This window comes from Rudaea sp. 3F27F6 (assembly GCF_005503555.1).
Classification (GTDB): Bacteria; Pseudomonadota; Gammaproteobacteria; order Xanthomonadales; family Rhodanobacteraceae; genus Rudaea.
Map to the genome: position 1 here is coordinate 226,416 of NZ_SCNG01000005.1, position 26,273 is coordinate 252,688.

Sequence of the window (26,273 nt, forward strand, 5' to 3'; positions counted from 1 at the left end):
GGTTTCCTCTCTCAGTCGTCGGCAAGACGATAACCGACGCCGACCTCGGTCAGTAGATGTTTCGGCTGCGTGGGATCGGTTTCGATCTTGTGGCGCAGCGCGCGCATGTAGATGCGCAGGTAGTGCGGCGACTCGACATGCGCTGCGCCCCAGACCTCGGCAAGCAGCTGGCGATGAGTCATGACCTTGCCGCGGTGGCGCGCGAGCGCGGCGAGCAGGCGATATTCGATCGGGGTCAGATGCACGTCGGCGCCGCCGCGCTGGACGCGGTGCGCGGCGAGGTCGATGACCAGGTCGCCCGCTTCGATGCGCGCCTCGGTATCCGGGCGCTCGCTGTGCGCGCGGTGGCGTTCGGCCACGCGCAGGCGCGCGAGCAGTTCGCCGATGCCGAACGGTTTGGTCAGATAGTCGTCGGCGCCGAGGTCGAGCGCGCCGACTTTGTCGCTCTCGCGATTGCGCGCCGACAGCACGAGGATCGGGCGCGCGTACCATTCGCGCAGCCGCGAGATCACGTCGAGCCCGGAAATATCCGGCAGGCCGAGGTCGACGATCGTGATGTCGGGCTGGCGCAGCGCCGCTTCGCGCAGGCCTTCGGTACCGTTGGTCGCGATCTGCACGGCATATCCGTGTGCATCGAGCGCGGTCGCGAGAAAGCGCGCGATCTGCGGATCGTCCTCGATCACGAGCACGTTGGCGCGCGGCGCAGCGGCGTTCATCCTTGCGGTTCCGAGATCAGCGGCAGAGTGAAGGTGAATTCGGCGCCGCCGCCGCGGTCGGCCGAGTAGTTGCGCGCGCGGATGTCGCCGCCGTGCGCTTCGACGATCGCCTTGGCGATGGTGAGGCCGAGACCGAAGCCGCTCTGCGCCGCTTCGTCGCGGCCGCGGTGGAATTTCTCGAACACCAGCGTCTCTTCGCCGGCCGGCAGGCCCGGACCGTGGTCGCGCACGCTGACGACGATTTCGTCGCGCGCCGTGCCCGCGCTCACTTCGATAGAACTGCCGCCCGGAGTGTACTTTTGCGCATTGTCGAGCAGGTTGAACAAAAGCTGCTCGATCATCACTTCGTCGACGTGCAGCAGTGGCAGGTCGGCCGGCAGGTCTACCTTGATCTCGCGTCCGCCCTGCGCTTCGTGCAGGCGATGCAGCACAGCGCCGAGGATTTCCTCGAGCGGCACCCATTGGCGCTTCAGGCTCAGCTTGCCCGAGGTCAGCCGGGTCAGGTCGAGCAGGTTGCCGACCAGGCGGTGCAGGCGGTTGGCCTCATCGAGCACGGTACGCAGCAGCGCCTTGCGCTGCGGTGCCTCGATCGGCTGGCCGGATTCGTCGAGCAAGGTCGACGCGGCGCCGACGATGCTCGCGAGCGGCGTGCGGAAATCGTGCGAGATCGAAGAGAGCAGGGCGTTGCGCATTTTCTCCGATTCGATCTCGACGTCGGCCGCCTGCGCGGTCTCGGCGAGCTGCACGCGCTCCATCGCGACCGCGGCCTGGCTGACGAAGGATTCGATCAGTTGCATCTGTTCGGGCACGTCGAGCCGCGCCGGGTCTTTCGGCCGCAGTCCGACCACGCCGATGCAGCGCTTGAGTGCGTTGAGCGGCAGGTAAAGCGCATCGCCGTTGGCCAGTGTGTCGGTATTGCGTCCGGCTTTCTGGCGGTGATCGTAGGCCCACTGCGCGATGCCGAGATCGTTGCCGGGCACCGGGTAGCGCGCCGCGTTTGCGACCACGGCGCCGCGCGTGCAGAAGTGGCTCGGATCGAGCAGATGGCCGTCGGCGTCGGGCAGCAGTACGGCGGCTTCGCCGTCGATGTCGGCGAGGATGTGTTTGATCACGATGCGGCCGAGGTCGTCGACGTTGCGCGCTTTGGCCAGCTCGCGGCTCAAAGCGTAGAGTTCGTTCGTGCGTCGTTCGCGCGCCCGCGCGACGGTGGCCTGACGCTTTCCGCGCGCGGCGAAGTGGCTGATGACGAAGCCGGTGGCGAGCATCACGCCGAAGGTGATCAGGTACTGCGCGTCGGAAACCGCGAACGAGTAGATCGGCGGCACGAACAGGAAATCGAACAGGCATACGCTGAGCACGGCGGCGAGCGCAGACGGCCCGCGGCCTATACGCGCGGCGACGTAGACGGTGCCGAGCAGATAGAGCATGACGAGATTGGTCAGCTCGATATGCGTGTAGAGCAGTTCGCAGATCAGCGTGATCACGGCGACGACCGCCGCGCTGCGCGCGTAGGCCGACCACGGGCTCGTACGCCGCGGCGCGCGCTGCGGCTGCGGCGCGTCTTCGTTCTTCTCGCCGGAGATCACGTAAACATCGATCACGCCGCTGAGCCGCGCGATCTCGTCGACCAGGGACGGCCGCAGCCGGTCGCGCCAGCGGCTGCGGCTCGGTTTGCCGATGATGATCTTGCTGACGTTGCGCCGGCGCGCGTAGGCGATCAGTTCGTTGGCGACCGATTCGCCCGACAGATTCGCCGTTTCCGCGCCGAGCGTCTCGGCCAGTTTCAAATTCGCCAGCACGCGGTCGCGCGCCGCGCGCGGCATGCGCGCGAGCGCCGGCGTCTCGACGTAGACCGCGATCCAGCCCGCGTGCAGCGCGGTCGCCAGCCGGCGTGCGGCGCGCACGAGGCGTTCGGACAGCGGGTCGGGACCGATGCAGACGAGCACGCGCTCGCCCGCGGCCCAGGTTTCCGCGATCGCATGATCTTCGCGATACGCGCGCAGCGCCGCATCGACGCGATCGGCCGTCGTGCGCAAAGCGAGTTCGCGCAGCGCGATCAAGTTGCCTTTGCGGAAAAACGAGGTCAGCGCCTGGCCGGTCTTCTCGGTCGCGTAGACTTTGCCTTCGCGCAGGCGCTGGATCAATTCGTCGGGCGGCAGGTCGACCAGTTCGACCTCGTCGGCCGCGTCGAACACGCGGTCGGGCACGGTCTCGCGCACCTGCACGCCGGTGATCTGCGCGACCACGTCGTTGAGGCTTTCGATGTGCTGCACGTTGACCGTGGTGTAGACGTCGATGCCGGCGCCGAGCAGTTCCTCGACGTCCATCCAGCGCTTGGGATGGCGCGCGCCGGCATGGTTGCTGTGTGCGAGTTCGTCGACGCAGACCACGCGCGGATGGCGCCGCAGTGCCGCGTCGACGTCGAACTCGGTCAGCACCACGCCGCGGTGTTCGAGCTGCTGCGGCGGCAGTACTTCGAGACCTTCGAGAAGTTTCTCGGTATCGGCGCGGCCGTGCAGTTCGACATAGCCTACGACGATGTCGACGTTTTCCGTTCTGAGCTTGCGCGCCGCTTCGAGCATCGCATAGCTCTTGCCGACGCCGGGCGCGGCGCCGAAGAAAATTTTCAGCCGGCCGCGTTGCGCGCGGGCTTCTTCGCGGCGCATGCGCGCGAGCAGTTCGTCGGGGTCCAGCCGCTGGTTTTGCGTGCGGCGTTCGGGCAGGTTTGCAGCCATGCGGCATTGTCGCACACGCACGGCAGGCGATTCGGTCGTGCGCGGCATGCGGATGCCCGTTGCTGCGGTTTGCGGTAGGCTCGCGCGGAATTTGGGACAATCGCGCCATCGTCGAATTTGGATCGAGATTCAATATGCGGGGAGCCATACTCGTCACCGGCGGCGCGGGCTATATCGGCAGTCACGTTGCGCTGCAGCTCGCCGAGGCCGGCGAGAAAGTCGTCGTCCTCGACGATCTGAGCACAGGATTCGCCGCCGCCGTGCTCGGCGCGGAACTCGTGGTCGGCGACGTCGGCGATGCTGCGCTCGTCGCGCGCACCCTCTCCGCGCACGGCATCGACACGGTCATGCACTTCGCCGCGCGCACCGTCGTGCCCGAATCGGTTGCCGATCCGCTGCGCTATTACGCCAACAACACCTGCGCGACGCGCAGCCTGCTCGCCGCGTGCCAGGCGCATGGCATTGCGCACTTCGTCTTTTCGTCGACGGCCGCCGTATACGGCATGCCGGCCAGCGGGGTTGCGAGCGAGGAAACGCCGACCGCGCCGATCAATCCTTACGGCGCCTCCAAGCTTATGAGCGAATGGATGCTGCGCGACCTCGCCGCGGCCGGCGGCCCGCGCTATGTCGCGCTGCGTTATTTCAACGTTTCCGGTGCCGACCTGCACGGACGCATCGGCCAGTCGACGCGCAATGCCACGCTATTGATGAAGGTCGCCTGTGAGGCCGCGGTCGGCAAGCGCCCGCACGTATCGATTTTCGGCACCGATCTCGCCACCCCCGACGGCACCGGGGTGCGCGACTACATCCACGTACACGATCTCGCCCTCGCGCATGTGCAAGCCCTGCGCTATTTGCGCGACGGCGGCGCTTCGACCACGTTGAACTGCGGTTACGGCCACGGCTATTCGGTGCGCGAAGTGATCGGCGCAGTCGAGCGTGCGGCCGGCTCGGCACTCGAGGTCAGGGAGCTGCCGCCGCGGGCGGGCGATCCGCCATCCCTGATCGCCGACGCCGGCAGAATCCGCCGCGTGCTCGACTGGCAGCCGCGCTGCGACGATCTCGATCTGATCGCGAGCACCGCGCTGGCCTGGGAGCGCAAATGCGCTGCCGCCGAGAAAGCGGACTGAAGATTTTGCCGAACCGCGCCGACGCGAATGCCGCTCAGTTCTTTGCCAGCGCGAACGCGAGGTTGCGCGTTACGCGGTCTTGCTCACTTCGCGGCAGACGGGGATCGGCGAGCAGTTCGCGGCAGAGGCGCGCGCTTTCTTCGCGATCGTTGCACCAGTACAGCGCGATCGACAACTCGTCGCGCGCACGCCAGTCGTAGATGCTCTGGTCCATGAACAGGCGATCTTCGGGCTGGACGATCGCGGCGGCGATGCGCGCGAAGTCGCGCGCGAGCACGTAGCGCTGACGCAGGCGCCAGTAGCGCGCGAGTTCGCAAGGCGCTTCGGCGCGCGTCGGGCGGAAATCGTAAGCATCGAGATAGGCCTCGACGATGTCGGCGTGCTTCGCTCCGTTGCGCTCCTTGAGCAGGGCGAACTGCAGTTTTGCGACGTAAGTCTCTTCGTCCCAGCCCGGCATCGCTGCGCGCTTGGCATAGGCTGCGATCGATTTGTCGATCATGCCGCCGTCGCGATAGCTCTGGGCGAGATAGAACTGGTAGCGCGCGTTGCCCGGATCGGCAGCCAGCGCTTTTTCCAGAATGCGCGCGTCCTCGACGTACTTGCGTCCGCTCGTGCGCCGCGCGCCGTCGTCGCCGATGCGATAGAACGCGTTCTTCAAGGTGGCGCGGGTGAAAGTCTGAGCGCAGTCGATGTATTCGTGGGTGACGCCGGTATAGAAAAAACCTTTGTCGAGCCGGACCAGATGCGGCTGGCTGTAGGTCAACGCGCCGAACTGAATGACCATGTCGTAGCAGTCGGCGCTCAGCTCGCCGAAGTCCGAGGCGACGATGGTGTCGTCGGCGTCGATGACCAGGGCGTAGTCACCGTGCTTGCGCGCGAGGTCGAGCGCCTCGTTGCGATTGGTGGAGAAATCGACCCAGGGTCGTTCGATCAGCTCACCGGGCAGATCGGCCAGCGTGCGGCGGATGATGTCCTGGGTGCCGTCGGTCGATCCGGTATCGGAGATCGCCCAGGCGTGGATATGCGGCCGGACCGAGCGCAGGCAGCGCTCGATCACGGCGGCTTCGTTCTTTACGATCATCGAGAGGCAGATTCGCATCTGCGGATTGTGCACGATTGCCACGGTTCTCCGAAAAGGGTTTCGTTGGAACGATCGGGCGCGCGCGGCGCCCGCGTTTCGCTCAGAGCTGATTGATTGCGTACCACCACTGGCAAGTACCGGTGCTTCCGGCCGGATAGAAGCCGGCGAACGCGACGGTCGGCGGCGCCGTCGTCGGCGTGGTCGGAATCAGCACCGAGGTTCCGCTGCCGCCTGCCGCCGCCCGGACTATTTGCGCACCGCCCTGCGAAGCGAAGGTCGTTCCCGAGTTCGGCACGAAGAAAATGATGCGCTTGCCCATGACGCAGGTGGGCAAGGTGACCGTGAGGCCGGCCGTGCCGACGCCGAAGTAGGAGTGAGTGTCCGTATCGGCGATCGTCGTGCTGGAATTGATCTCGTTGGTGCTGGCGGAAAGGACGTTGCTCGACGCGGCGGTCGGAACCGCGAACGCGCCGTTGGCCTTGAGGAACGCCGTGGCGCCCGCGCCCGAATTGCTGCCGAGCCGCGCGGTCGGAATGGTTCCCGTGTTCGCATTGCCGAGCGCGGTGACGACGCGGTTGCCCGTGGCCTGCGCGGTGCCGAGCGTCGTCACCGCCGCCGAACTCAGGGTGACGTCGCCGGTGACGGTCGCCGGGGTCTGCGGCGAAAAAGGAGTGGTGCCGGTCACGTAAATTTGTCCTGCGGCCGTGCCGTTGGCGAAGCCGGCACCGGTCGCGCCCGTCGCGCCGGCAGCACCGACGGCGCCGGTCGGTCCGGTGGCACCTGCCGGTCCGGCCGGCCCTGTGGGGCCCGTCGCTCCTATCGGACCGGTGATGCCAGTCGCACCCGTTGCACCTGCACCCGTTGCTCCCGTCGCACCGGCGACGCCGGTCGCGCCGGTAGCACCGCTTGCGCCTACGGCACCGGTCGGACCTGTTGCGCCGGTCAAGCCGGCGCCGGTCGCACCGGTTGCGCCCTGTGCCGAAAGCACCGACCAGACGGTGGGGGCGGAACCAGGGGCGACGTTGAGGTTGCTGTTGACTGCGACGTAGCTCGATCCGTTGTAGGACACGACCGAGTTGACTGCATAGCTCGTCGCGTTGTCCCAGGTACCTAGATAGGTCAGGCCCGCGCTGCCCGTCGCGCCCGTGGCACCGGTAGAACCGGTCGCGCCCTGGATCCCTTGAACGCCCTGCTGCCCCTGCGGGCCGGTGGGGCCTATGGATCCGATCGGGCCGGTTGCTCCCGCGGCGCCGACGGCGCCCGTCGCGCCGGTGGGACCGACGCTGCCGGTTCCTCCGGGTCCGGTCGGGCCAACGGGTCCGATCGGGCCTGTTGCGCCGGCGGTGCCGACGGCACCCGTCGGGCCGGTCGGGCCAATGCTGCCGGTTCCTCCGGGCCCGGTCGGGCCCGTTGCGCCGACGGCACCGGTCGCTCCGGTTACGCCTGCGCCGGTCGCGCCGGTAACGCCCGTTGGGCCGGTCGGTCCGGTGACGCCCATCGGCCCGGTTGGTCCGGCCGGACCGTTGCCCGTTCCGGTACCCGGCACGCAGGGGCCGAGCGTGCCGGTGGCCGTGTTGAAGCAGACCAGGGCGCCTTGCTGGGTGGAAGCGCCGAGGCCGGGCAGGATCAGGTTGCCGCTTGCGTCGACGCGAAGGCGGATCGCGTTGCCGCTGCTGTCCTTGACGACGAAACCGCCGCCGCTCGGCGGCGTGACAGTGACGTCCTGGGCGGATGCGCAAGTGAAAGGCAAGGTCGCGGCGATGGCGACGCTGAGCAGCGACTGGCGCAGAGAAAGTGTGTTCATGGACGGTCTCGATCGATATCCGGCGGAGAAGGATGTACGGGCAAACCGGGGTGTCGGCGCTATACGAAATTGCCGTTGACGATTACCAAACCAAATCGCCGCCTGCGGGCGGTTTCACTGCGATATCGCCGGCAGTCTCGATGCCGGCGACGGAAAATTCAGCGGTGAAAGGCGCAAGGCGGAATTGCGCAGGGTGACGCTCCTGTCGAAACCGCCTTGAGCGTCGTTCTAGGCTTTCAGGCCGGGCCGGCGCGCGAGGCCGGCACCGGCGAGCATCGCCAGTCCGAACAAGAGCATGCCGAGCGGCGACAGCGCGTTTGCGGGTATGGCGGTGTTGTTGATCACCGCAGCGAACCATCCGGTGGCATTGCCGCTGCCGCCTTCGTTGGTCTGATTCGGCGCGAGCTGCTGGCCGACCGCGTGCACGTCGGAAACACCGACGTGAGTAATACTTTGCGAACCGCCCGAGAGTAGGTTGATGTTCGCGGCTTGTCCGGCGGCCGTGCTGCGGAACTGGATCGGCAAGCCGGCGACGCCGCCGATGGTCAGCAGGCCGGCGATCGTCTGCGTGGTGCCCGCCGCGAAGAGATAGCTCTTGCCCGTCGCGCTGAGGAAGCTCACGTTGGCGAAGCCCGTATTGCCGAGGATTTGCGACGAAGCCACGCCATCGACGAAGTTGACCGAACTACTGCCGGCGAGGAAATTGCCGGAGTTCGACCAGTCGCCTTTCACGGTGATCTGTCCGCTGCCGGCATCGAGTGTGCCGCCCGCGCCGATGATCAGGTTGGCTACGTTGGCCAGACTGCCGCCGGCCAGCGAGAGCAGTCCGCTGATCTGCAGGCTGGAACCGGAAAGATTGAGGCTGCCGCCGCCTAGGGCGAGCGAGCCGCCTGCCGGCACGACGACTTGAGCCGACGCCGTCGACGCGGCGCACAGCAAAACGAACACCAACAAAGCTTGGCGAATTTTTTCCACGAGCGAGTCCCCCTGAGACAGGCGCCGATGATACGTCGGCGCAGGGCTTTTGGAGTGTCGACTGCGCCACATTTTAGGATGTGTAAGCACCGCGCTCAGCCCTTGCCGTCGAGCAGCGGGTTCAGGCGCAGCGCACTGCCCCGCGGTTTGCCGGGCACGTCGGGCTGGCGGGACGCGAGCCGCGCTGGTGTGGCCGGGCTCGGCGCTTCCGCAACGCGATACACGCGTTTGTCCGCGCGCTCCGTCGGTCGCCCGCATCGCCCCGGAGGCTGCGCTGCGGGCAGAATTTCAAGCTGGCCTCGAATCTCTCACTTGGACGAAAGCATCGAGGGGTCTTGGCACCCCTCTGCCGAGCTATCGCGGCCGAATAACCCAATCCGATTCTTGAACCGTGCCATTGAGCAGTTGCGCTGCGGCGCATTTTTCCGAAGTGGCGGCGGTGATCCGGATCGTCCCGACTTCTTCCGGGCGAATCATCGTTTCTCCCTTGGGATGTGTGCCGACCGTGTTGCGCTCAAGGGAAAAAGCATCGCCGACCAGCAACCTTGCGTTTTCGTGGAAACAGACGTGAATGACATCGTTTTGCCTGTCTCGAACGCGGCCAAATTTTTCTTCGTCCGCATGTGAAATGGAAAAAAGCGATAGGGACGTCACTGTCGAAATCGTTAATTTGAGAAATGCGTTTTTGATATTGGGTTTCATGAAGGTAAGAGATTTTTTGAGGCGATTATTTTATTTCTTTGCTTATAAAATTTGTACGCAAAATTTGGGGTATGGGATAAATTTTGAGTAAAGAAAAGAAATAAGACGCCCGCTCGGGGCGGACGTTCACGTCTGGACGCTACGCGTCATTCGCGAGAGCTGCCTGATCAGGCTTGTGGCCAAATTCTTTGGCGCAGCCCGATCGTCGCAATATCGGTGTTCGAGCTGCCGCTGAGTGCGGCCTCGTAAAAAGAGTGGTAGCTGCGACTCTCAGATGCCTCTCGCCCGTGGCGAACGGCAGTGTTGCCAAGCCACGTCAAAATGGACGCTGCGTGCTCTCGGTACTGGTCAAGGTTCGTGCGGGCTCATACATGCGGATGCAGATTCTGCGGTGGATTCGAGGCGAGCAGGGCGCGCGCGTCGATACGTCGTTGAATCAAACGCCGCCACCCACGGCAACCGGCAACGATGCTGAGCGCACCGGCCGCGAGACCGAGCGGCCACGCGCCGAGTGCGAATTCGATGACGGTGCCGACGGCGCACACGACGAGAGCGACGAGCGCCCAACGCAGAGAACCGTTGTCGAAAGCGCAACTGGCAAAAGCGGCGATGACAGCGAGGGTGCCGAGGACTTGCAAGGCATGCATTGCCACGCTCCTGTCACAGCTTGCCGTCGAGTAGCAGATTCAGGCGCAGTACGTTGACGCGTGGCTCGCCGAGGATGCCCAACTGCCGGCCTTCCGTGGCTTGGGCAATCAACTTGGCGACATCGGCTTCGGTACGCCCGCGCACGCGGGCCACGCGCGCTAGCTGATACTGGGCCGCGGCCGGCGAGATTTCCGGATCGAGGCCCGAGCCCGATGCGGCGGCCAGATCGACCGGCACCGGCGCGGTGTTGCCGGGATCGGCCGCATGCAGCGCATCGATGCGCTGCTTGGCCGCGTCAGTCAACGCCGAGTTGGTCGGCCCAAGATTCGAACCGGTCGAAGACGCCGAATTGTTCGCAAACGGCGTCGTTGCCGAAGGCCGGCCCCAGAAATACTTCGGATCGTTGAACGATTGGCCGATCAGGCTCGACCCGAGCGCCTTGCCGTCGCGCATGATCAGGCTGCCGTTGGCGGCATTGCCGAACAATACCTGTGCGATGCCGGTGACGATCAGCGGATAGAGCACGCCGGTGACGAGAGTGAGGACGAGCAGCAGGGTCAGAGCGGGGCGGAATAGCGTTTTCATGAGAGCACCGTAGGACATTGGCCTTACAAATTAGAAATGCAGGATCGCGTCGAGCAGAAGCGTGGTCTGGCTGTTCTTGCGTCCACCGTCGTAGGCCGGGACGTCGTAAGAATGCTCGTAGCGCAACTCCGGACGCAGCTCGAGATCAGGCGACACCCAGTGCGTCATGCCGAGGGTGTGGCTCGTGTAGTGGGTCGGAAAACCGGTGCGCTGGCCCTTTTCGTCGTTGTACCACTCGTTGCGGAACGAGATCATATTGGCCGGATCGAGTTCGACGTTGAGGTAGTTGACGATGCCGAAGGCGCCGGCATTGCCCGGGTAGGGCGACGAACCGGCGACGCCCGGCGTGGCGCCGGGACCGTAGCCTGGGATGTTGCGTCCGTAGATGCGATACACCTCGGTCAGAGTGTGCACATTCGGGGTGAAGCGATGCCCCCAGGTGACGACGAACATCTGGATGTTGTTGTAGTTGTAGTCCGACTTGTTCCAGTTGTTGACGCAGGGATAGATCATGTCGTTGTTGTCGGCCGACACCCAGCGCACGCAGGCCTGCAGTGACAGGCGCGCCGACGGATTCCACAGGGCCACGTCGTTGCTGCCGTTGAGGCCGAGCTGGACCGTCCACTGATCGCTCAGTTTGGTGGTCGTCATCACGCCCATCTGCGTGTAAGGATCGACCGTGTACAGAATCGAATGGGTCAGCAGATAGTTGTTCGGCGAAAACTGCGCTTCGATGTCCGGCAGCGACAGCCAACGGCCGATGCGCACGTCCATGCCTTGGGCGACCCACGGAATATAAATGTCTCCGTAGAACAGCATCGGGTCATAACCGTAGATCTTGCCGTTAAGCGGCTGATTCGGATTCGGGTTATTGAGCAATTGATTGCTGAATATGCCCTTCATCGTGGTGTAGTGATAGTCGTAGCCGTACAGGTTGTCGAAGTGGAAGCCCCAATCGATGTGGTCGGTCTGCACCGTGTCGGGAATACGCTCGATGCGGAACAGGAACTGGTTGAATTCGACGCGATTCGGGCGCGACGCATACGAAAGCGGATAGTTCGTATGGCTCGACGAACTCAGATTCACCGAAGGGTTGATCCAGCCGTAGACCTCGATACGGTTCTTCTGCATCCACTGGCCGAGGTCGGTGCACGCGAGCGCCTTTTCCAGCGGATATTGTGAGTTCTCGTTAGGTACACCGATCGGATAAGCGACGCCGCCGAGCTGCCATTCGGCGGAGGGAAACGGCGGCGAGGAGAACGGCGAATCCATTGCGCGCCGCGCCGGTGCCGGCGCATTCGGGTCAGCCGGCGCGGGATTGGCGTCCTCACGATAGGCTGCCGCGAGACGTGAAAAAAAGCCCTGACTGCAATCGCCGCTGCCTGTATCGGCATGGGCGCTGTTTGTCGCGGCGAGCAGCAGGGCGGTGGAAAGAAGCAGTAGACGCACAGGTATTCCTTATTCTTAATTGATTGGTTTCATCGAGCGGGGCGAAACGCTCACAGGCTTGCCTCAGATGCCGGCGTAGCCGCCGAGGTAGTACTCGTCTTCGGCGCTGGCGTATTTCGGCTTGTCTTGCGTCGAGGCCGGTAGCGCGGTGACGGAGGTCAAGCGCGTCGCTTCATAACTTGCGTCGTTCGCCGCGCTCGGCGCTTCGGGTTCGATCGCTTCAACTTCGGGATGCGGGTAGACGGTTCTGAGCAAATGCATGTGCATGGTGTTCTCCTTGTTTTTCACGCCAGGTGCAGGGCGACGAGGATCATGTCGATGATCTTGATGCCGACGAACGGCACGATCAGGCCGGTCACGCCGTAGACGAGCAGGTTGCGGCGCAGCAGTTCGCCCGCGCCGACGGCGCGGTACTGCACGCCTTTCAGTGCAAGCGGAATGAGGAAGATGATGATCAGCGCGTTGAAGATCACCGCCGAGAGAATCGCGCTCTGCGGTGTGGCGAGATGCATGATGTTGAGTGCGTTGAGCGCCGGGTAGGTCGAGGCGAACGCCGCCGGGATGATGGCGAAGTACTTGGCCACGTCGTTGGCGATCGAGAACGTGGTCAGCGATCCGCGCGTGATCAGCAACTGCTTGCCGATCTCGACGACCTCGATCAGCTTGGTCGGGTTCGAGTCGAGATCGACCATGTTGCCGGCTTCCTTCGCCGCCTGGGTGCCGCTGTTCATCGCCACGGCGACGTCGGCCTGCGCGAGCGCGGGCGCGTCGTTGGTGCCGTCGCCGCACATGGCGACGAGGCGGCCTTCGGCCTGGATATCGCGGATCAGCTTGAGCTTGGCCTCGGGCGTCGCTTCGGCGAGGTAGTCGTCGACGCCGGCTTCGGCGGCGATCGATGCCGCGGTCAGCGGGTTGTCCCCGGTGATCATGATCGTCTTGATGCCCATGCGGCGCAGTTCGGCGAAGCGCTCGCGGATGCCGCCCTTGACGATGTCCTTGAGCTCGATGACGCCGAGCGCCTGACTGTTCTCGGCAACGACGAGCGGCGTGCCGCCCTTGCGCGCGATGTCTTCGGCGGCGCGCGTCACCGCGGCCGGCAGGGCGCCGCCCTGCGCTTCGACGTACTTCTTCACCGCATCGAGCGCGCCTTTGCGGATCTGCTGCGTGCCGATGTCGACGCCGCTCATGCGCGTCTGCGCGGTGAACGGCACAAACACCACGCCGCTGCCGCCGAGCTCGCGTTCGCGCAGACCGAACTTGTCCTTGGCGAGCACGACGATGCTGCGGCCTTCGGGCGTCTCGTCGGCGAGCGAGGCGAGTTGCGCGGCGTTGGCGAGCGCTTTGTCGTCCACGCCGGGGGCCGTATAGAACGCGACCGCCTGGCGGTTGCCGAGGGTGATCGTGCCGGTCTTGTCGAGCAGGAGCACGTCGACGTCGCCGGCGGCTTCGACCGCGCGCCCCGACATCGCGATGACGTTGGCCTGGATCATGCGATCCATGCCGGCGATGCCGATCGCCGAAAGCAGGCCGCCGATCGTGGTCGGAATCAGGCAGACGAGCAGGGCGACGAGCACCGTGATCGTCACCGGCTCGCCGTGGCCCGCGCTCTGCACGGCGTACAGGGAGTAGGGCAGCAAGGTCGCGCAGGCAAGCAGGAAGATCAGCGAAAACTTGGCGAGCAGGATGGTCAGCGCGATCTCGTTCGGCGTCTTGCGCCGTGTCGCACCTTCGACCATCGCGATCATGCGGTCGAGAAAACTCTCGCCCGGATTGCTGACGATGCGCATGATGATCCAGTCCGACAGCACGCGCGTGCCGCCGGTGACTGAAGAGCGGTCGCCGCCCGATTCGCGGATCACCGGTGCCGACTCGCCGGTCACCGCGCTTTCGTCGACGGTGGCCGCGCCTTCGACGATTTCGCCGTCGCCGGGAATGAACTCGCCGGCTTTGACGATGACGAGGTCGCCCTTACGCAAGTCGCTCGCTGAGCCGACAGTGATCGCGTCGCGCTTGTCGAGCGAAGGGATCTTGTTGGCGACGACGTCCTTGCGCGCGCCGCGCAGCGAAGCCGCCTGCGCCTTGCCACGGCCTTCGGCGATCGCCTCGGCGAAGTTCGCGAACAGCAGAGTGAACCACAGCCAGAGGGCGACGCCGAGAATGAAGCCCGAAGGTGCCTCGCCCTGTCCGACCAAGGCCTGGATCCACAGGGCCGTGGTCAGGACGCTGCAGACAAAGACGACGAACATCACCGGGTTGCGGAACTGCGCACGCGGCGAGAGCTTGCGGAACGCGTCGCCGATCGCGGGGATCAGCAATTCTTTGCTCAGTGCGCTGGTAGTTGCAGTAGTCATAATGAATTCCGTATGTGATTCCTTGCTTTGGCTCGTCATTCCCGCGAAGGCGGGAATCCAGTGCCTTTGCTTGTTTTGTTGTTTGTCGAGGCCAAAGACAAAGTCGCTGGATTCCCGCTAGAAGCACGTGGGAATGACGAGCAGGATTTCAGTGGCCGGACGCGATCAGCTGTTCCGCGATCGGCCCCAGCGCAAGCGCGGGCAGGAAGGTCAGAGCGCCGATCACGATCACCGTGCTCGCGAGCAGCACGACGAACAGCGGCGTGTGCGTCGGCAGCGTGCCGGCGGACTGCGGCACGTGCTTCTTCGCCGCGAGCGAACCCGCGATCGCGAGCATGCCGATCGCGAGCGGGAAGCGCGCGAGGAACATGCATAGGCCAGTCAGCACGTTCCAGAACGGCGTGTTCGCCGACAGGCCGCCGAATGCGCTGCCGTTGTTATTCGACGCCGACGACAATGCGTAGAGAATTTCGCTGAAGCCGTGGATGCCCGGGTTGGCGATGCCGGCCACCCCGGCCGGAGAGAGCACGGCGATCGCAGTGCCGATAACGATCAGTGCGCACGGAATCAGCACGACGAGGCTCGCCATCTTCATCTCGTAGGCTTCGATCTTCTTGCCGAGATACTCCGGAGTTCTTCCCACCATCAAGCCGGCGATAAACACGGCCACGACGGCGAACGCGATCAGACCGTACAGACCCGAGCCGACGCCGCCGAAGATCACTTCGCCGAGCTGCATCAGCCACATCGGTACGAGGCCACCGAGAGGGGTAAGCGAATCGTGCATCGCGTTGACCGCGCCGCACGACGCCGCCGTCGTGATCGTGACGAACAGGCTCGACGCGGCGATGCCGAAGCGCGTCTCCTTGCCCTCCATGTTGCCGCCGGCCTGCAGCACACTCGCCTGCTGGTCGAGCGGCAGGCCGCTTAGCGCGGGGTTGCCGGCCTGCTCCGCCATCGTGCAGCCGATCACCAGCGGCACGAAGATCACCAGCATCGTCGCGAGCAGGGCCCAGCCCTGGCGGCGGTCGCCGACCATGGCGCCGAAGGTGTAGCAGAGCGCGGCGGGAATCAGCAGGATCGCGAGCATCTCGATGAAATTGGAAAACGGCGTCGGGTTCTCGTACGGATGCGCCGAGTTCGCGTTGAAGAAGCCACCGCCGTTGGTGCCGAGGTGCTTGATAGCGATCTGCGACGCGGCCGGCCCGAAAGGGAGGGTCTGCGCGGCGACGGGCGTTTCCTTGGTCACCTCCTTGCCCGCGGCGTCCTTCACCGCATTGCCGTCGGCGTCCTTGACCGTCTCGGTCGCCGTGGTCGGCTGCAGCAGCGGCACGTCCTGGTAGGCGCTGAAGTTCTGCACGACGCCTTGCGAGGCGAGCAGCAGGGCGACGACGAACGACAACGGCAGCAGCACGTACAGCGTGCTGCGCGTCAGGTCGACCCAGAAATTGCCGATGCCTTTGGCGGTCTTGCGCACGAAGCCGCGGATCAGCGCGATCAGCACGGCGATGCCGGTCGCGGCCGAAAGAAAGTTCTGCACGGCGAGTCCGAGCATCTGGGTCAGATAGCTCATCGTCGACTCGCCGCCGTAGCCCTGCCAGTTCGTGTTCGAGGCGAAGCTGATCGCGGTGTTCATCGCCGAATCGGGCGCGATTGCGCCGAAGCCCTGCGGATTGAGCGGCAGCCACTGCTGCACGCGCTGCAGCAGATAGACGACGAGCAGGCCGAGCACGTTGAACGCAAGCATCGCGATCGCATAGCGCTTCCAGCTCATGTCCTCGTCCGCGCGGATGCCGGACACGCGATAAATCAAACGCTCGACCGGCGCGCCGATGCGATTGACACGGTTCGGCTTGTCCGCGAACACGGCAGCCATAAAGGCGCCGAGCGGCTTGACCGTCAGCAGCAGGACAACGAGATAGAGGCCGATTTGCAGCCACGCATTGGCGGTCATTCGAACCACTCCGGTTTGAGCAGGGCCACGGCGAGATAGGCACTCAATGCGAGCGCGACGAGGCCGGCGATCCAATACAGGGAGCTCATCGTTTCGCTCCGTTCTTGCACAGGGCGAAGTACAGCCCGGTAAGGGTGAGCGCCATCGTGGCGCCGACGACGAAGAGGTAGATCACGACTTGTCCTCCAGGCGCGCGCACAGGCGCAGGAAGGCGACGGTCGAACCGATCAGCGCGATGAGAAAAAGCAGGTAGAGAGCATCCATAGCAGTGGCCCTGTTGGGAACGGCCGCCACTGTAGGTTTGCGCCCATAAGAAAGGCGTAGGAATTTGTCGTGCCGTATAAAAAACACGTAAAAATCCAACGGCACCAATGCTCTTGCAAATCGATTGTCGTTGTGGCAAGAATAAGACGGCTTCGCAATGATGCGAAGGCTTAATCTGGAAGGATCGCTATGGGGAGATGGCGAAACTGCTGGGCAGAGGGAGGCGCTGCGCTCAGCCGGACAATGAAACGGCTTCCGCAGCCTGCGGGATATTCTTCTTTTATTCGTGCCGTGGCGTTGAATTTCCCGTACTGCACGCGACCTTTCTTCATCGACTTGCGCTTAAGCGCGACCTCTCGATTCCCTTCGTACTCCACTGTGGAATTTCGCTCCGCTGCCAATGCCGCGGCAGAGTTCCTTTGCGCGCGTAAAAAGCTCCGTAAGGGGAACGTATGTATGGGTGCAGTCGAATTGACTCGCACCGATCTTCCCGCGCGGTTGGCGCAGCCTCCTTAGCGACTTACCTACTGCGCTGCGTTGCGAACACAAAAAAGGGGAAGGGGAATGAATTGGATTCTGAGATGCGCGGCATTCGTATTCGGCCTGCTGAGCAGCGGCACCTTATTGGCGCAATCGTCGCCGTTTGTCCCGATGGTGCCAGCGCGCCTGCTCGATACTCGATTGGGTAATACGACCGTGGATGGACAGTTCGCCGGCACCGGGCCGGTGGCGAGTCTTTCCACTTTGAATTTGACAGTTTCGGGCCGAGCCGGCATTCCGGCCAGCGGCGTGGGCGCGGTGGCTTTGAACATCACAGTGACCGATCCGGGCGGCTCGGGCTATCTCACGGCATGGCCGACCGGTACGCCGGTACCGAATGCCTCGAATCTCAATTTCACCGCGGGCCTCAGTATTTCCAACCAGGTGATAGCCAAGATCGGAGCGAACGGCCAAGTCTCGATCTTCGTCTATGCCGGAACCGGCACGGCCAACATCATTGCCGACGTTGCAGGCTACTTCCCTACGACATCGGATTTTTCTCCTCTTACACCCGCGCGGCTGCTGGATACGCGCGCGGGAATGGCCACGATAGACGGGCAGTTCGCCGGAGGCGGCGCCATCCCCGGCGGCGGCACACTCAACCTGACCGTGTTGGGGCGCGGCGGAGTGCCGGCTAGCGGGGTCAAGGCTGTCGTAGTGAATGTCACGACCGCCAATCCCACCGCATCGATTTTCGTGACGGCATGGCCGACGGGAACGGCTTTGCCGAATGCGTCCAACCTCAATGCGGTTGCCGGGCAGACCATTCCGAATCTGGTGATCGTTGCTCCGGGAACGGGCGGCAAAATATCTCTCTTCAATAGCGCGGGATCGACCGATTTGATCGTCGATGTCGTCGGCTATTTTTCCTCGAACACGACGTTGTCGCCGCTGGTTCCCGCCCGTTTGCTGGATACGAGGCCCGGTTTCGCCACGATCGACGGCCAGTTCTCAGGGCAGGGAGCGGTAGGCGCCGGCGGTACGCTCAATCTCACCGTGCTGGGGCGCGGCGGCGTGCCGAGCGCCGGCGTTGGTGCCGTGGCTTTGAACATCACCGCGGTAGTCCCGTCGGCTGCCGGTTATGTCGTGGCGTGGGGTACCGGGACGACATCAGGAAACTTCCCACCTCGTGCGATGGACATCAACTTCAGGGCCGGAGACGTCATTCCGAGCTTGGTGATCGCTCAGGTAGGGCCGAACGGTCAAGTCTCGCTGTTCAACAGTAATGGTTCGACGCATCTTTTGGCCGATGTGGTGGCATGGTTTCCGAGCGCGGGTTCCGGTCCGCCGCTGCCTCCGGCCAGTGTTGCCGTCTCCGCAGCTACAGGTAGCAATTCTCTGACTGCGAGTTGGACTTTGAATGCCGCTGGGGCGGCACCGACGTATCTGAAGATTCAGCGGGCGACCAATCTGGCTGGACCTTGGACAGCGGTCAACGGCAGCTATACGCCGGCGACGTCGGGGCAAATGGCCGAGTTGGTGTTTACGAACGCGACCTATTACTACGGAGTCGCTGCCTGCAATGCGGCAGGATGCAGTGCTTACACGGTCAGCAATCCCGGAGCGGCTATTTCCTGGATTCCGGCAATGCCGGTTTCCGACGCCCCCGTCATTGCATCTATACCCGCTACCGACCCGGTATCCGATCGGGTCGGCGCGACCGCTGCGCAGTTCCGCGTGGACGAATCGGGCAATGCGACTTATTCGATACCGATCCAGGCACCACCGGGAACAGCCGGAGTCGCACCGAAAGTTGCGCTGAGTTACAACAGTCGCCTGCCAAACGGATTGATGGGTCCTGGCTGGGCGATCGAAGCCTCCTCGCAGATCAGTCGTTGCCGGCAAACGCGCGAGAGCGGCGACTTCGGTCAAGCAGACGGCAACCCGCAACCCATAAATTTCACCGCGTCGGATCGCTTCTGTCTGGATGGGGTTCGTTTGCTGCTGACCGACAACAGCGGTAACTACGGGGCCGACAACACGATCTATTCCCCCGAGACCGACCCGACCACGAAAGTGACGGCGCGAGTCTCGGGCAGCTATGCCGGGCCCGACTTCTTCATTGTCCAGCGCAAGGATGGCACGACGAGCACCTACGGCTATATGGCGTCGTCGCCGAATGCGTTGGCCACTGCATCGCTGAACGGTCAGAACGTGGCGATCAGCTGGAGTCTTGCGCGCACGCAGGATTCGAAAGGCAATTACATCGACTATCTGTACAACAGCCGCCCGGCGAGCGGTTCGTTGCCGTTTGCCGCCGCGGCAGTGGAAACGACATTGGCCCGGATCAGCTATACGGGGCATGCGACCGCGCCGGTCTCCTCTCCTTATGCGAGCATCAGTTTTTCATATGCGGCGTTGCCGACCACGTTAGTCAGACTGGGCTACCAGAGCGGAGTTGCCTTCGTTCAAACGCAGCAGCTTTCCAGTGTGGCGGTCACCGATGCGTCGGGCATGCTGCGCTATTACGAATTGGCTTATCAGTCTTCTCTGTCGGGATCGCAGTTCCAGCAACTCAGGCAGGTTCAGGAGTGCCGCGACAGCAGTAAGGCAGTTTGTTTCGCACCGACGAAATTCACCTGGTCCGCTGCTCAGAATACGCTGCAGCCCGGGACGAAATATCAAAGTCAGAGCGGCCCGAATTTCACCAGTTTCGCCGGATACAAAATCGCCGACATCGATGGCGATGGACGTCAGGACTTCGTCTGGGCCGTCAACGACAATGCTTGCGGCAGCGGTAAGAGCAGCATTTACGTCGGTTTTCTCGATCGCACTGCCGGCGGCGAGATGACCCTCAGCACGGCCGGACAAGCGAGAACCTGTGCGCCGATCAATCTGAGCGGCAACGATCAGTCATGGAATCTGCTGGACTACGACGGGGACGGACGTGCGGACTTGCTGATTGGCGGTGCGATAGGGAGCAACTGGAAGGTTTTCTCCAGCCTTGGCCGCCCAGTTGCAGGTGCTGCCGTTTTCGGCAGTGCCGATTTGCTGGCGACACTCGCATCGCCGATTGTCGTGATGAGCTATAACGATCCACTCGGGAATGCTTCCACGGCGGCCACCGGCCTGCTTGCGGACTTGAACGGCGACGGTTTGCCGGATTTCATCTACCCGACCGGCGGCAACCGATTCAGCGCGCGATTCTTGACTCGGCAAGGGAGCGGCCTGACGTTTTCGTCGGCGTACAACCTCAGCTACAGGGTCAGCGATACGACCTGTACCTATGCGAATTTCCCGAATGCAAGTTCGCTCGATTGCTACATTTCCATCTTCAACACCAATTCGGCAGTGCACCGCTCGGCGATTGCTGCCGATGTCAACGGCGATGGAAGGGCGGACCTCACGGCACTCGTGCAGGCCGTCACCCTTCGCGAGGGTTGCTCGACCTGTGGTCCTGCCACGAACCGACGAAATTACTGGACACAGTTCGTCGTCTCGCAGATCACGCCGCCGAGCGGTTCGACGCCGGGCACCGTCCTCTTGCAAGAGCGATGGTGGGATACGAGCTTCACCTTGCCCGACGACAACCGCAAGGTCTATGTAGCCGATCTCAACGGCGATGGGCTGAGCGACATCCTCTATCAAGACACGACCAGCGCTACGACATATTGGGCGCTGATAAACAACGGCAGGGGTTACAACACGCGCATCTCGGTCGACAACATCAGCAACGGTGATTTGCTGCAATTGGCCGACATCAACGGCGACGGCAAGACCGATCTGGTCTATCCGGTCGGCAGCTCGCCGTTCAGCACGTACAACTATCAAAGTCTCGTGCCGACCTCTGCCACGACGGAGGGTTGGAGTTTCATGTCGGTGCCCGGCACAGTGCCTGGCGGCGGCTTGTATGGCTATAGCGACTGGATCGCGCTGATCGGTGATTTCGACGGCGACGGCGCTCCGGACTACCTCGGTCTGTCGACCACGGTCAGCAGCAACAATGTATACACGAGCCGCGCGGGCGCCGGCAGCCGCTATCGGCCGCGCGATGTGATTACCGATTTCACCAACGGCCTCGGTGCGATCACGCGCGTTACCTATCAACCGCTGACCAACATAGGCGTCTATCAGCGCGGCGGGATCAATGGTTATCCGGCATTGACCGGAGCGCTCGACTACGGATGGGCTTCGCCCGTGTTCGATGTGCTGGCACCGATGTATGTGGTCAGCCAGGCATCGAGCAGTGCGCCCACGCAGGCCGACGCCAATGCTTTCAGCACAGTCTACTATCGCTATCGAGGCGCGACGATGCAGTCCGGCGGTCGCGGCTTCCTCGGGTTTTACGAGACGTGGAGTTTCGACGGCAACGACGGCGCGGCTACAGCGCAGCATGTCGCTACCATCAATCGCTATGCCCAGCGCTATCCGATCACGGGCATGCCGATTGCGACCTTGAAGCAGGCCGTCAATGGAGCGACTGTCACGCGCGGGAGCTCGCAGTTGGATGCCTGCGCTGCGAATGCGGAAGCGGCGGGCTACAACTGTTTCTCGGGCGTCGTCGGCAACGCATCGGCCCCCGATTTTCAGTTTCCGTGGCCTGACATTCTGAGCGCATGGGGCACCGTGTTCAGCGTCGGCGCGCAAACGCCCGTGTGTGCGGGCCCGGGTTGTTTGGCGAACATCAATACGAATGTCTGCACGTTGGGTGGAAACGGCAGTCAGTCGATGGCGCGTCCGCCTGATTACACCGCGGGTGTTTTCACCGGCTCCTCGAGCGTCGGGCCGGTCTTTACCTACATCAGTTATACGCAGGATGCGACCTACGATTTGGCGACGGGCTCGCCTGCGCAACGCGCCATCTACGCGCTGGTCGAAAACTGGTTCTGCTACGACGGCAACGGCAGTACGGCCGGCACGGGCAACCTTATGGGCAGTCGTACGCTGACGACTGACGGTCACGGCACGGCATCGGCAGAGAAAGTCGTCGCGAATGCCTACACCGACAACGCGAGCATCTGGCAATTGGGCCGGCTGACGCAAAGTGTCGTGAAGTTTGCCCGGCCCGGGCAGACATCGCGTTCACGGACGACGAGCTATACCTACGATGCAGGCAGCGGGCTACTGACTTCCGAACGTATCCAGACAGGCGGCCAAAGCGATCAGGATTTGCGCACACTGTACGATCTGGATGCTTGGGGAAATCGTACGGCGGCTTATCAATGCAGCGCCAATCTGACCGATGGCCAATGCCGTACTCGCAGCGGCGTCAATCAGCGCCAGAACGGCCTGACGGTATTGCGTTACGCCAGAACCAGCTACGACGCGATCGGGCGTTACAGTACGGGCAGCGTCCTGCCGTTCTATTCGGCCGCTGGCGCATGGAACGAGCAGCAGGTCCTCAGCGTAGGCAGGCGCGACGAATTCGGCAATCCGGTACAGCAAAAGTCGATCAACGACAGCAGCGGCTACACGCTCAACGGAATCGCGACGACCCAATGGTCGCAGTACGGCGTTCTCGGCAGGCCGTATTTCACCGCGGACGGCACAGGCAAGGCAGGCACGACGACTTACCGCTCCTGCAGCGGCGCCGAAGCGGTCGGTTGCTCGAGCGATACGCGTTTCAAGTTCCGTTCGCAGACGGTGACGGTCGGCGCGCCGTCGAGCTGGACCTACTACGACGTACTCGGCCGCCCGGTGTTGCAGGTGACGCGCAGCTACGACGGCAACGATACGACCAAGCAGTTCAGCGGCGTGTGCGCGTATACCGATGCACATAACCGTACTACCTATCAATCGGAGCCGTTCTTCCTGCCGGTGGCGGCATCTACCGACGGCGCACCTAATCTCACAGCTTCATCGGCCTCGCCTTGTGCAAGCGCCACGTATGCAACGATTTCGACTTATGACGTGATCGGCCGCGTCGTGCGATTGACTCAGCCTGACGACAGTGCGATCAGCAAAACCTATTCCACGTTGACGACCACGACGAGCAGCCCGCGCAACGCAGTCTGGAGATGGACCCAAACCACCAACGTGCTCGGCGAATTGGTTTCGACCCAGGACCCGCAGGTGACGGGCGACGCAAGCGTAGGACTGACCGTGACGCAGACGTACGATGTGTTCGGCGATGTCGCCACGATCGTGCGCAACGCCGGCAGCGGCGACATCGTTACGAGCTACAGCTATGACGACCTGGGTCGCAAGATCAGTCAAAGCGATCCGGACAGCGGAACGACCTACTTCAGCTACAACGCCGCAGGCGAGGTTATCGGTCAGACGGATCAGAAGAATCAGACGATCGCGTTGAGCTACGACGCTCAGGGCCGGCGCTGGCAACGCACGACGAGCAATGCGGCGGACGGCAACAATCTGACCGATACCTGGATTTACGACACGGCTCTCAATGGATATGGCCAACTCGCCAGCGAGTCGCGCAGCGGAACAAGTGGTGCGACGACATCGTTCTCGCGCGGCTTCGCCTACGACAGCTACGGCCGTCTGCGTACGCGAACGACGACGATAGCAGGCAAGGACTACCCGGAAAGTACGGCCTACGATGGTTACGGTCGGCTAAAGGCACAGCAGGACATAAGCGGTCACTACGTGACGCCGGGCTACAGCGCGAACGGGTATTCGGCAAGCCTGATCGATAGCCGCATCGGTACTCTGTACCAACTGCAGACGACGACGGCACGCGGCCAAGTCGTCGGCGACATGCGCGGCGGCAGCACATCTCTGCAGAGTACGTTGACTTACTACGACGCGACAGGCCGGCTCAGTTCGGTATGTTCGGGCACGAGTTGCGGTTTACAGGATCTGCAATATCACTTCGATGCGGCCGGCAATCTCGATGCGCGCACGCGTGCCTATCGCGGATCGGCGACGTCCGAGAGCTTCACTTACGATGCGATCAACCGGGTGACACGGGCGGCATTGATCCGTATTCAGGGTGCAACGCCCGTACCAATTCCGACCCTAAACCTAAGCTACGACCAGCTCGGCAACATCTGCACGAAAACGCCGCTGAGCGGCGGTGCGGTGGTGTATCAGTACGCAGGTCGCGCCGGCTGCAGTCAGCATGGCTCGCTCGGCAGTCCGCACGCGGCGATATTCGTGGCCGGCAAAGCGTATGGCTACGATGCGAACGGCAATCAGACCACGAACGCGGATGGACGCGCGATTAGCTACAACGCGCTCAATCAGGTGACGCAGTCGGTCGACAATGGTGTAACGGTAGCCTTCGAGTACGGTCCGGACGGCGATCGGTTCAAGCGTACGGACAGCGATGCCGGCGCAACGCTGTACTACGTAGGGCAAGTGGAAATCCGGTTCGTAGCGGGGCAGGCAAACGTACGGCGCTATCTGATGGGCGGCAAGGCGATCGACTACGTACGCTCGACCGGCGCCCACGAAACGCGCTACGTCTTCGTCGACCATCTGGGCAGTACGGATGTAATCACGAACCCTGCGGGCCAGGTGCTGGAAAGCCAGAGCTTCGACGCGCACGGCAACCAACGCGACCCGATGACCTGGCAAGGCAGCGTGGCGGCGACGAGCTACATCGGTTTCACGGGGCAGGAGCACGTGAACAGCCAGGGCTTCATTCACTTCAATGGGCGGATTTACGATCCGACGCTGGGGAGGATGTTGCAGGCCGATCCGGTACAGAACCCAGGAAGCCAAGGGCTGAATCGATATGCCTACGTCGCGAATAACCCACTGACACTGACAGACCCGTCCGGATACTCGTGGTTCGGAAATCTTCTGAAGATTGCTGTAAGCGCGGCGATTTTTTACTTTGCTCCTGCGTTGGCCCCGTTTTTGGGGAACTCAATGATGGCGGCGTACGCTGTTGCCGGATTCGCAGCCGGAGTGATCCAGACGGGCACCTTGCAAGGCGGGTTAATTGGAGCATTCTCCGCGGCGGCGTTCTACGGGATAGGAAGCTATCTGGGCCGACAACCTTGGGCTACTAATATCGTGAATGGATCGAGGGAGTTGAACTCCGTCGGGCAGACCGCGCGAGTAGTAGGCAACGGCATTGTCGGCGGCGTGACGTCGGAGTTGCAGGGTGGAAAGTTTGGAAGTGGTTTTTTCTCTGCCGGAGTGAGTGCGGCGGTGATGCCGACAGTGAACGGTATTCACAACGGTGCACTCCAGTACATGGCCACCGCGATGGTTGGCGGCACGGCATCGGCGCTGTCGGGTGGAAAATTCATAAATGGCGCCGAAAGCGCGGTGATGCAAAAAGCGATTGCAGATGGCTTGGATGCGGCGCGACAAGCAGCACAAGAGACCCCCGACCAGCGTGCAGCTAAACTGGGGCGCCCTCTTGAGCCACAGGAAATCACAGCAACTCACCAGGCAATGATGGCTGCGTTTGGTGAAGACACTATCGATTACGATTCAGTGTACGTCACCAACCAAAAATTCATTCCAGTTCAGTCCGACAATGTAGCAATCACACCGAACGGAATCATTCACTACCCCAATGATCCTGGGAACTTGGCAACTACGGGCGATCCGGAGGACATCGGATTGTTGATCCACGAGATGACTCACGTTTTGCAGTATCAGCAAGGAGTAAGTGTCTTTTGGAAAGCGGCGCCGCTTCAGATTCTGTACTACGGAACGTTCAGAATGTTCGACGTTTATGCAGTTCCATCCGGTGTGCCGTACAAGCAGCTCAATGTAGAACAGCAGGCCGATTGGGTCCGTGGCCGCGTCTACCCCAACCAGGTGAACTACAAATGACAAGTGCGTACACGCTGGTGGCTATGCTTGCCTTGATCCTGACGTCGAAAGACGACTATCAGCGATTCGCCGTTCATCGCTCGGCGCTATGTGTACGGGCTGGGCTTTCGGTCAAAAGTTACCCTGCTGGGGGCTGGCTAGGTGGCGACGCTCGCGAACTACGAGTCACTTACGCGGGGGGGCTGGGTACGAAATCTGTGGGGGCTCCGAGCGTTTTGCAGATTTATGTGCGGCCGACTGATGAAAGTGCTCCTAATCCTCCGCGCTTTGATGAGACGCGGGCTATGCCGATAGAAGGCATAGACGGTTTGGTGGAAACGACACGCGATGAGAGTCCTTATCGAGTGAAGAAGATTGTCGGTCCGAGCACTTCGGCGATTTTGGGACGCTTTATTGCTGAGTGTCGTGATCTTCGCTACAGGGCTGACGATGAATGCTCGCGTTCCTTCAACTACCAAGGATTGGCTGGGGTCTACTATTTTTCCGGCACCGATCTAGCCAGTTGGAAGGAAATGGAGTTAGTTCTAGAGAGAGCGCTTGTTTCAAAAGATATTGTGCGCTGTTCGCGTTAGCGCCGGCGTTTCGGCAGCATTTGCGCCAAGCATCAGGCAACTGAGCAATTCTGGAATGCGATATGTGGCT

At 62.7% G+C, this 26,273-nt stretch carries 16 protein-coding genes; 3 read left to right on the plus strand and 13 right to left on the minus strand.

Features of this window, described 5'->3' with window-relative positions; genetic code table 11:
* Positions 1 to 11 precede the first annotated feature (11 nt).
* Together FFS30_RS18730 and FFS30_RS18735 are read right to left on the minus strand one after the other, a co-directional pair.
* On the minus strand, positions 12 to 716 hold the full coding sequence (locus tag FFS30_RS18730; protein WP_137914718.1) for a response regulator: 705 nt from the start codon (positions 714 to 716) through the stop codon (positions 12 to 14).
* Positions 713 to 3,499 (minus strand): sensor histidine kinase KdpD, encoded by a 2,787-nt coding sequence (locus FFS30_RS18735; RefSeq protein WP_249352548.1) that lies wholly within the window; start codon positions 3,497 to 3,499, stop codon positions 713 to 715. The genes FFS30_RS18730 and FFS30_RS18735 overlap by 4 nt, the downstream gene beginning before the upstream one ends.
* Positions 3,500 to 3,585: 86 nt before the next feature.
* Between FFS30_RS18735 and galE the strand changes: the two genes are divergently transcribed.
* Positions 3,586 to 4,581, plus strand: coding sequence for a UDP-glucose 4-epimerase GalE (gene galE / locus FFS30_RS18740; protein ID WP_137914719.1), 996 nt, complete (start codon positions 3,586 to 3,588; stop codon positions 4,579 to 4,581).
* A gap of 34 nt (positions 4,582 to 4,615) precedes the next feature.
* On the opposite strand, the gene FFS30_RS18745 is transcribed toward galE, so the two are convergent.
* The 11 genes from FFS30_RS18745 to kdpF form a co-directional block, all read right to left on the minus strand.
* Positions 4,616 to 5,662 (minus strand): glycosyltransferase, encoded by a 1,047-nt coding sequence (locus FFS30_RS18745; RefSeq protein WP_212742518.1) that lies wholly within the window; start codon positions 5,660 to 5,662, stop codon positions 4,616 to 4,618.
* Positions 5,663 to 5,762: 100 nt separating this feature from the next.
* Entirely contained in the window at positions 5,763 to 7,466 is a 1,704-nt protein-coding gene (locus tag FFS30_RS24460) for a hypothetical protein (RefSeq protein WP_137914720.1), read from the minus strand.
* Between the two features lie 228 nt (positions 7,467 to 7,694).
* The gene (locus tag FFS30_RS18755; protein WP_137914721.1) at positions 7,695 to 8,441 is read right to left on the minus strand and encodes a hypothetical protein; all 747 of its coding nucleotides are present in this window, start codon (positions 8,439 to 8,441) and stop codon (positions 7,695 to 7,697) included.
* A gap of 354 nt (positions 8,442 to 8,795) precedes the next feature.
* Positions 8,796 to 9,143: a hypothetical protein gene (locus tag FFS30_RS18760; RefSeq protein ID WP_137914722.1), complete on the minus strand. Its 348-nt coding sequence runs from the start codon at positions 9,141 to 9,143 to the stop codon at positions 8,796 to 8,798.
* Positions 9,144 to 9,508: 365 nt separating this feature from the next.
* On the minus strand, positions 9,509 to 9,790 hold the full coding sequence (locus FFS30_RS18765; protein WP_137914723.1) for a hypothetical protein: 282 nt from the start codon (positions 9,788 to 9,790) through the stop codon (positions 9,509 to 9,511).
* 13 nt (positions 9,791 to 9,803) lie between these two features.
* Entirely contained in the window at positions 9,804 to 10,376 is a 573-nt protein-coding gene (gene kdpC, locus FFS30_RS18770; RefSeq protein WP_137914724.1) for a potassium-transporting ATPase subunit KdpC, read from the minus strand.
* A gap of 30 nt (positions 10,377 to 10,406) precedes the next feature.
* Positions 10,407 to 11,825 carry an outer membrane beta-barrel protein gene (locus tag FFS30_RS18775; protein WP_249352549.1) on the minus strand — a complete coding sequence of 473 codons (1,419 nt, stop codon included), beginning with the start codon at positions 11,823 to 11,825 and terminating at the stop codon, positions 10,407 to 10,409.
* A gap of 63 nt (positions 11,826 to 11,888) precedes the next feature.
* Positions 11,889 to 12,092: a hypothetical protein gene (locus FFS30_RS18780; RefSeq protein ID WP_137914726.1), complete on the minus strand. Its 204-nt coding sequence runs from the start codon at positions 12,090 to 12,092 to the stop codon at positions 11,889 to 11,891.
* A 17-nt stretch (positions 12,093 to 12,109) separates the two neighbouring features.
* A complete protein-coding gene (gene kdpB, locus FFS30_RS18785) occupies positions 12,110 to 14,176 on the minus strand; it encodes a potassium-transporting ATPase subunit KdpB (protein ID WP_137914727.1) in 2,067 nt (688 codons plus the stop codon).
* 148 nt (positions 14,177 to 14,324) lie between these two features.
* Positions 14,325 to 16,130 carry a potassium-transporting ATPase subunit KdpA gene (gene kdpA, locus FFS30_RS18790; RefSeq protein ID WP_137914728.1) on the minus strand — a complete coding sequence of 602 codons (1,806 nt, stop codon included), beginning with the start codon at positions 16,128 to 16,130 and terminating at the stop codon, positions 14,325 to 14,327.
* Positions 16,127 to 16,219 (minus strand): K(+)-transporting ATPase subunit F, encoded by a 93-nt coding sequence (gene kdpF, locus FFS30_RS18795; protein ID WP_137914729.1) that lies wholly within the window; start codon positions 16,217 to 16,219, stop codon positions 16,127 to 16,129. The genes kdpA and kdpF overlap by 4 nt, the downstream gene beginning before the upstream one ends.
* A 739-nt stretch (positions 16,220 to 16,958) precedes the next feature.
* Between kdpF and FFS30_RS18800 the strand changes: the two genes are divergently transcribed.
* On the plus strand, positions 16,959 to 25,631 hold the full coding sequence (locus FFS30_RS18800; RefSeq protein WP_137914730.1) for an FG-GAP-like repeat-containing protein: 8,673 nt from the start codon (positions 16,959 to 16,961) through the stop codon (positions 25,629 to 25,631).
* On the plus strand, positions 25,628 to 26,203 hold the full coding sequence (locus tag FFS30_RS18805; RefSeq protein ID WP_137914731.1) for a hypothetical protein: 576 nt from the start codon (positions 25,628 to 25,630) through the stop codon (positions 26,201 to 26,203). The genes FFS30_RS18800 and FFS30_RS18805 overlap by 4 nt, the downstream gene beginning before the upstream one ends.
* The last annotated feature ends 70 nt before the right edge of the window (positions 26,204 to 26,273 follow it).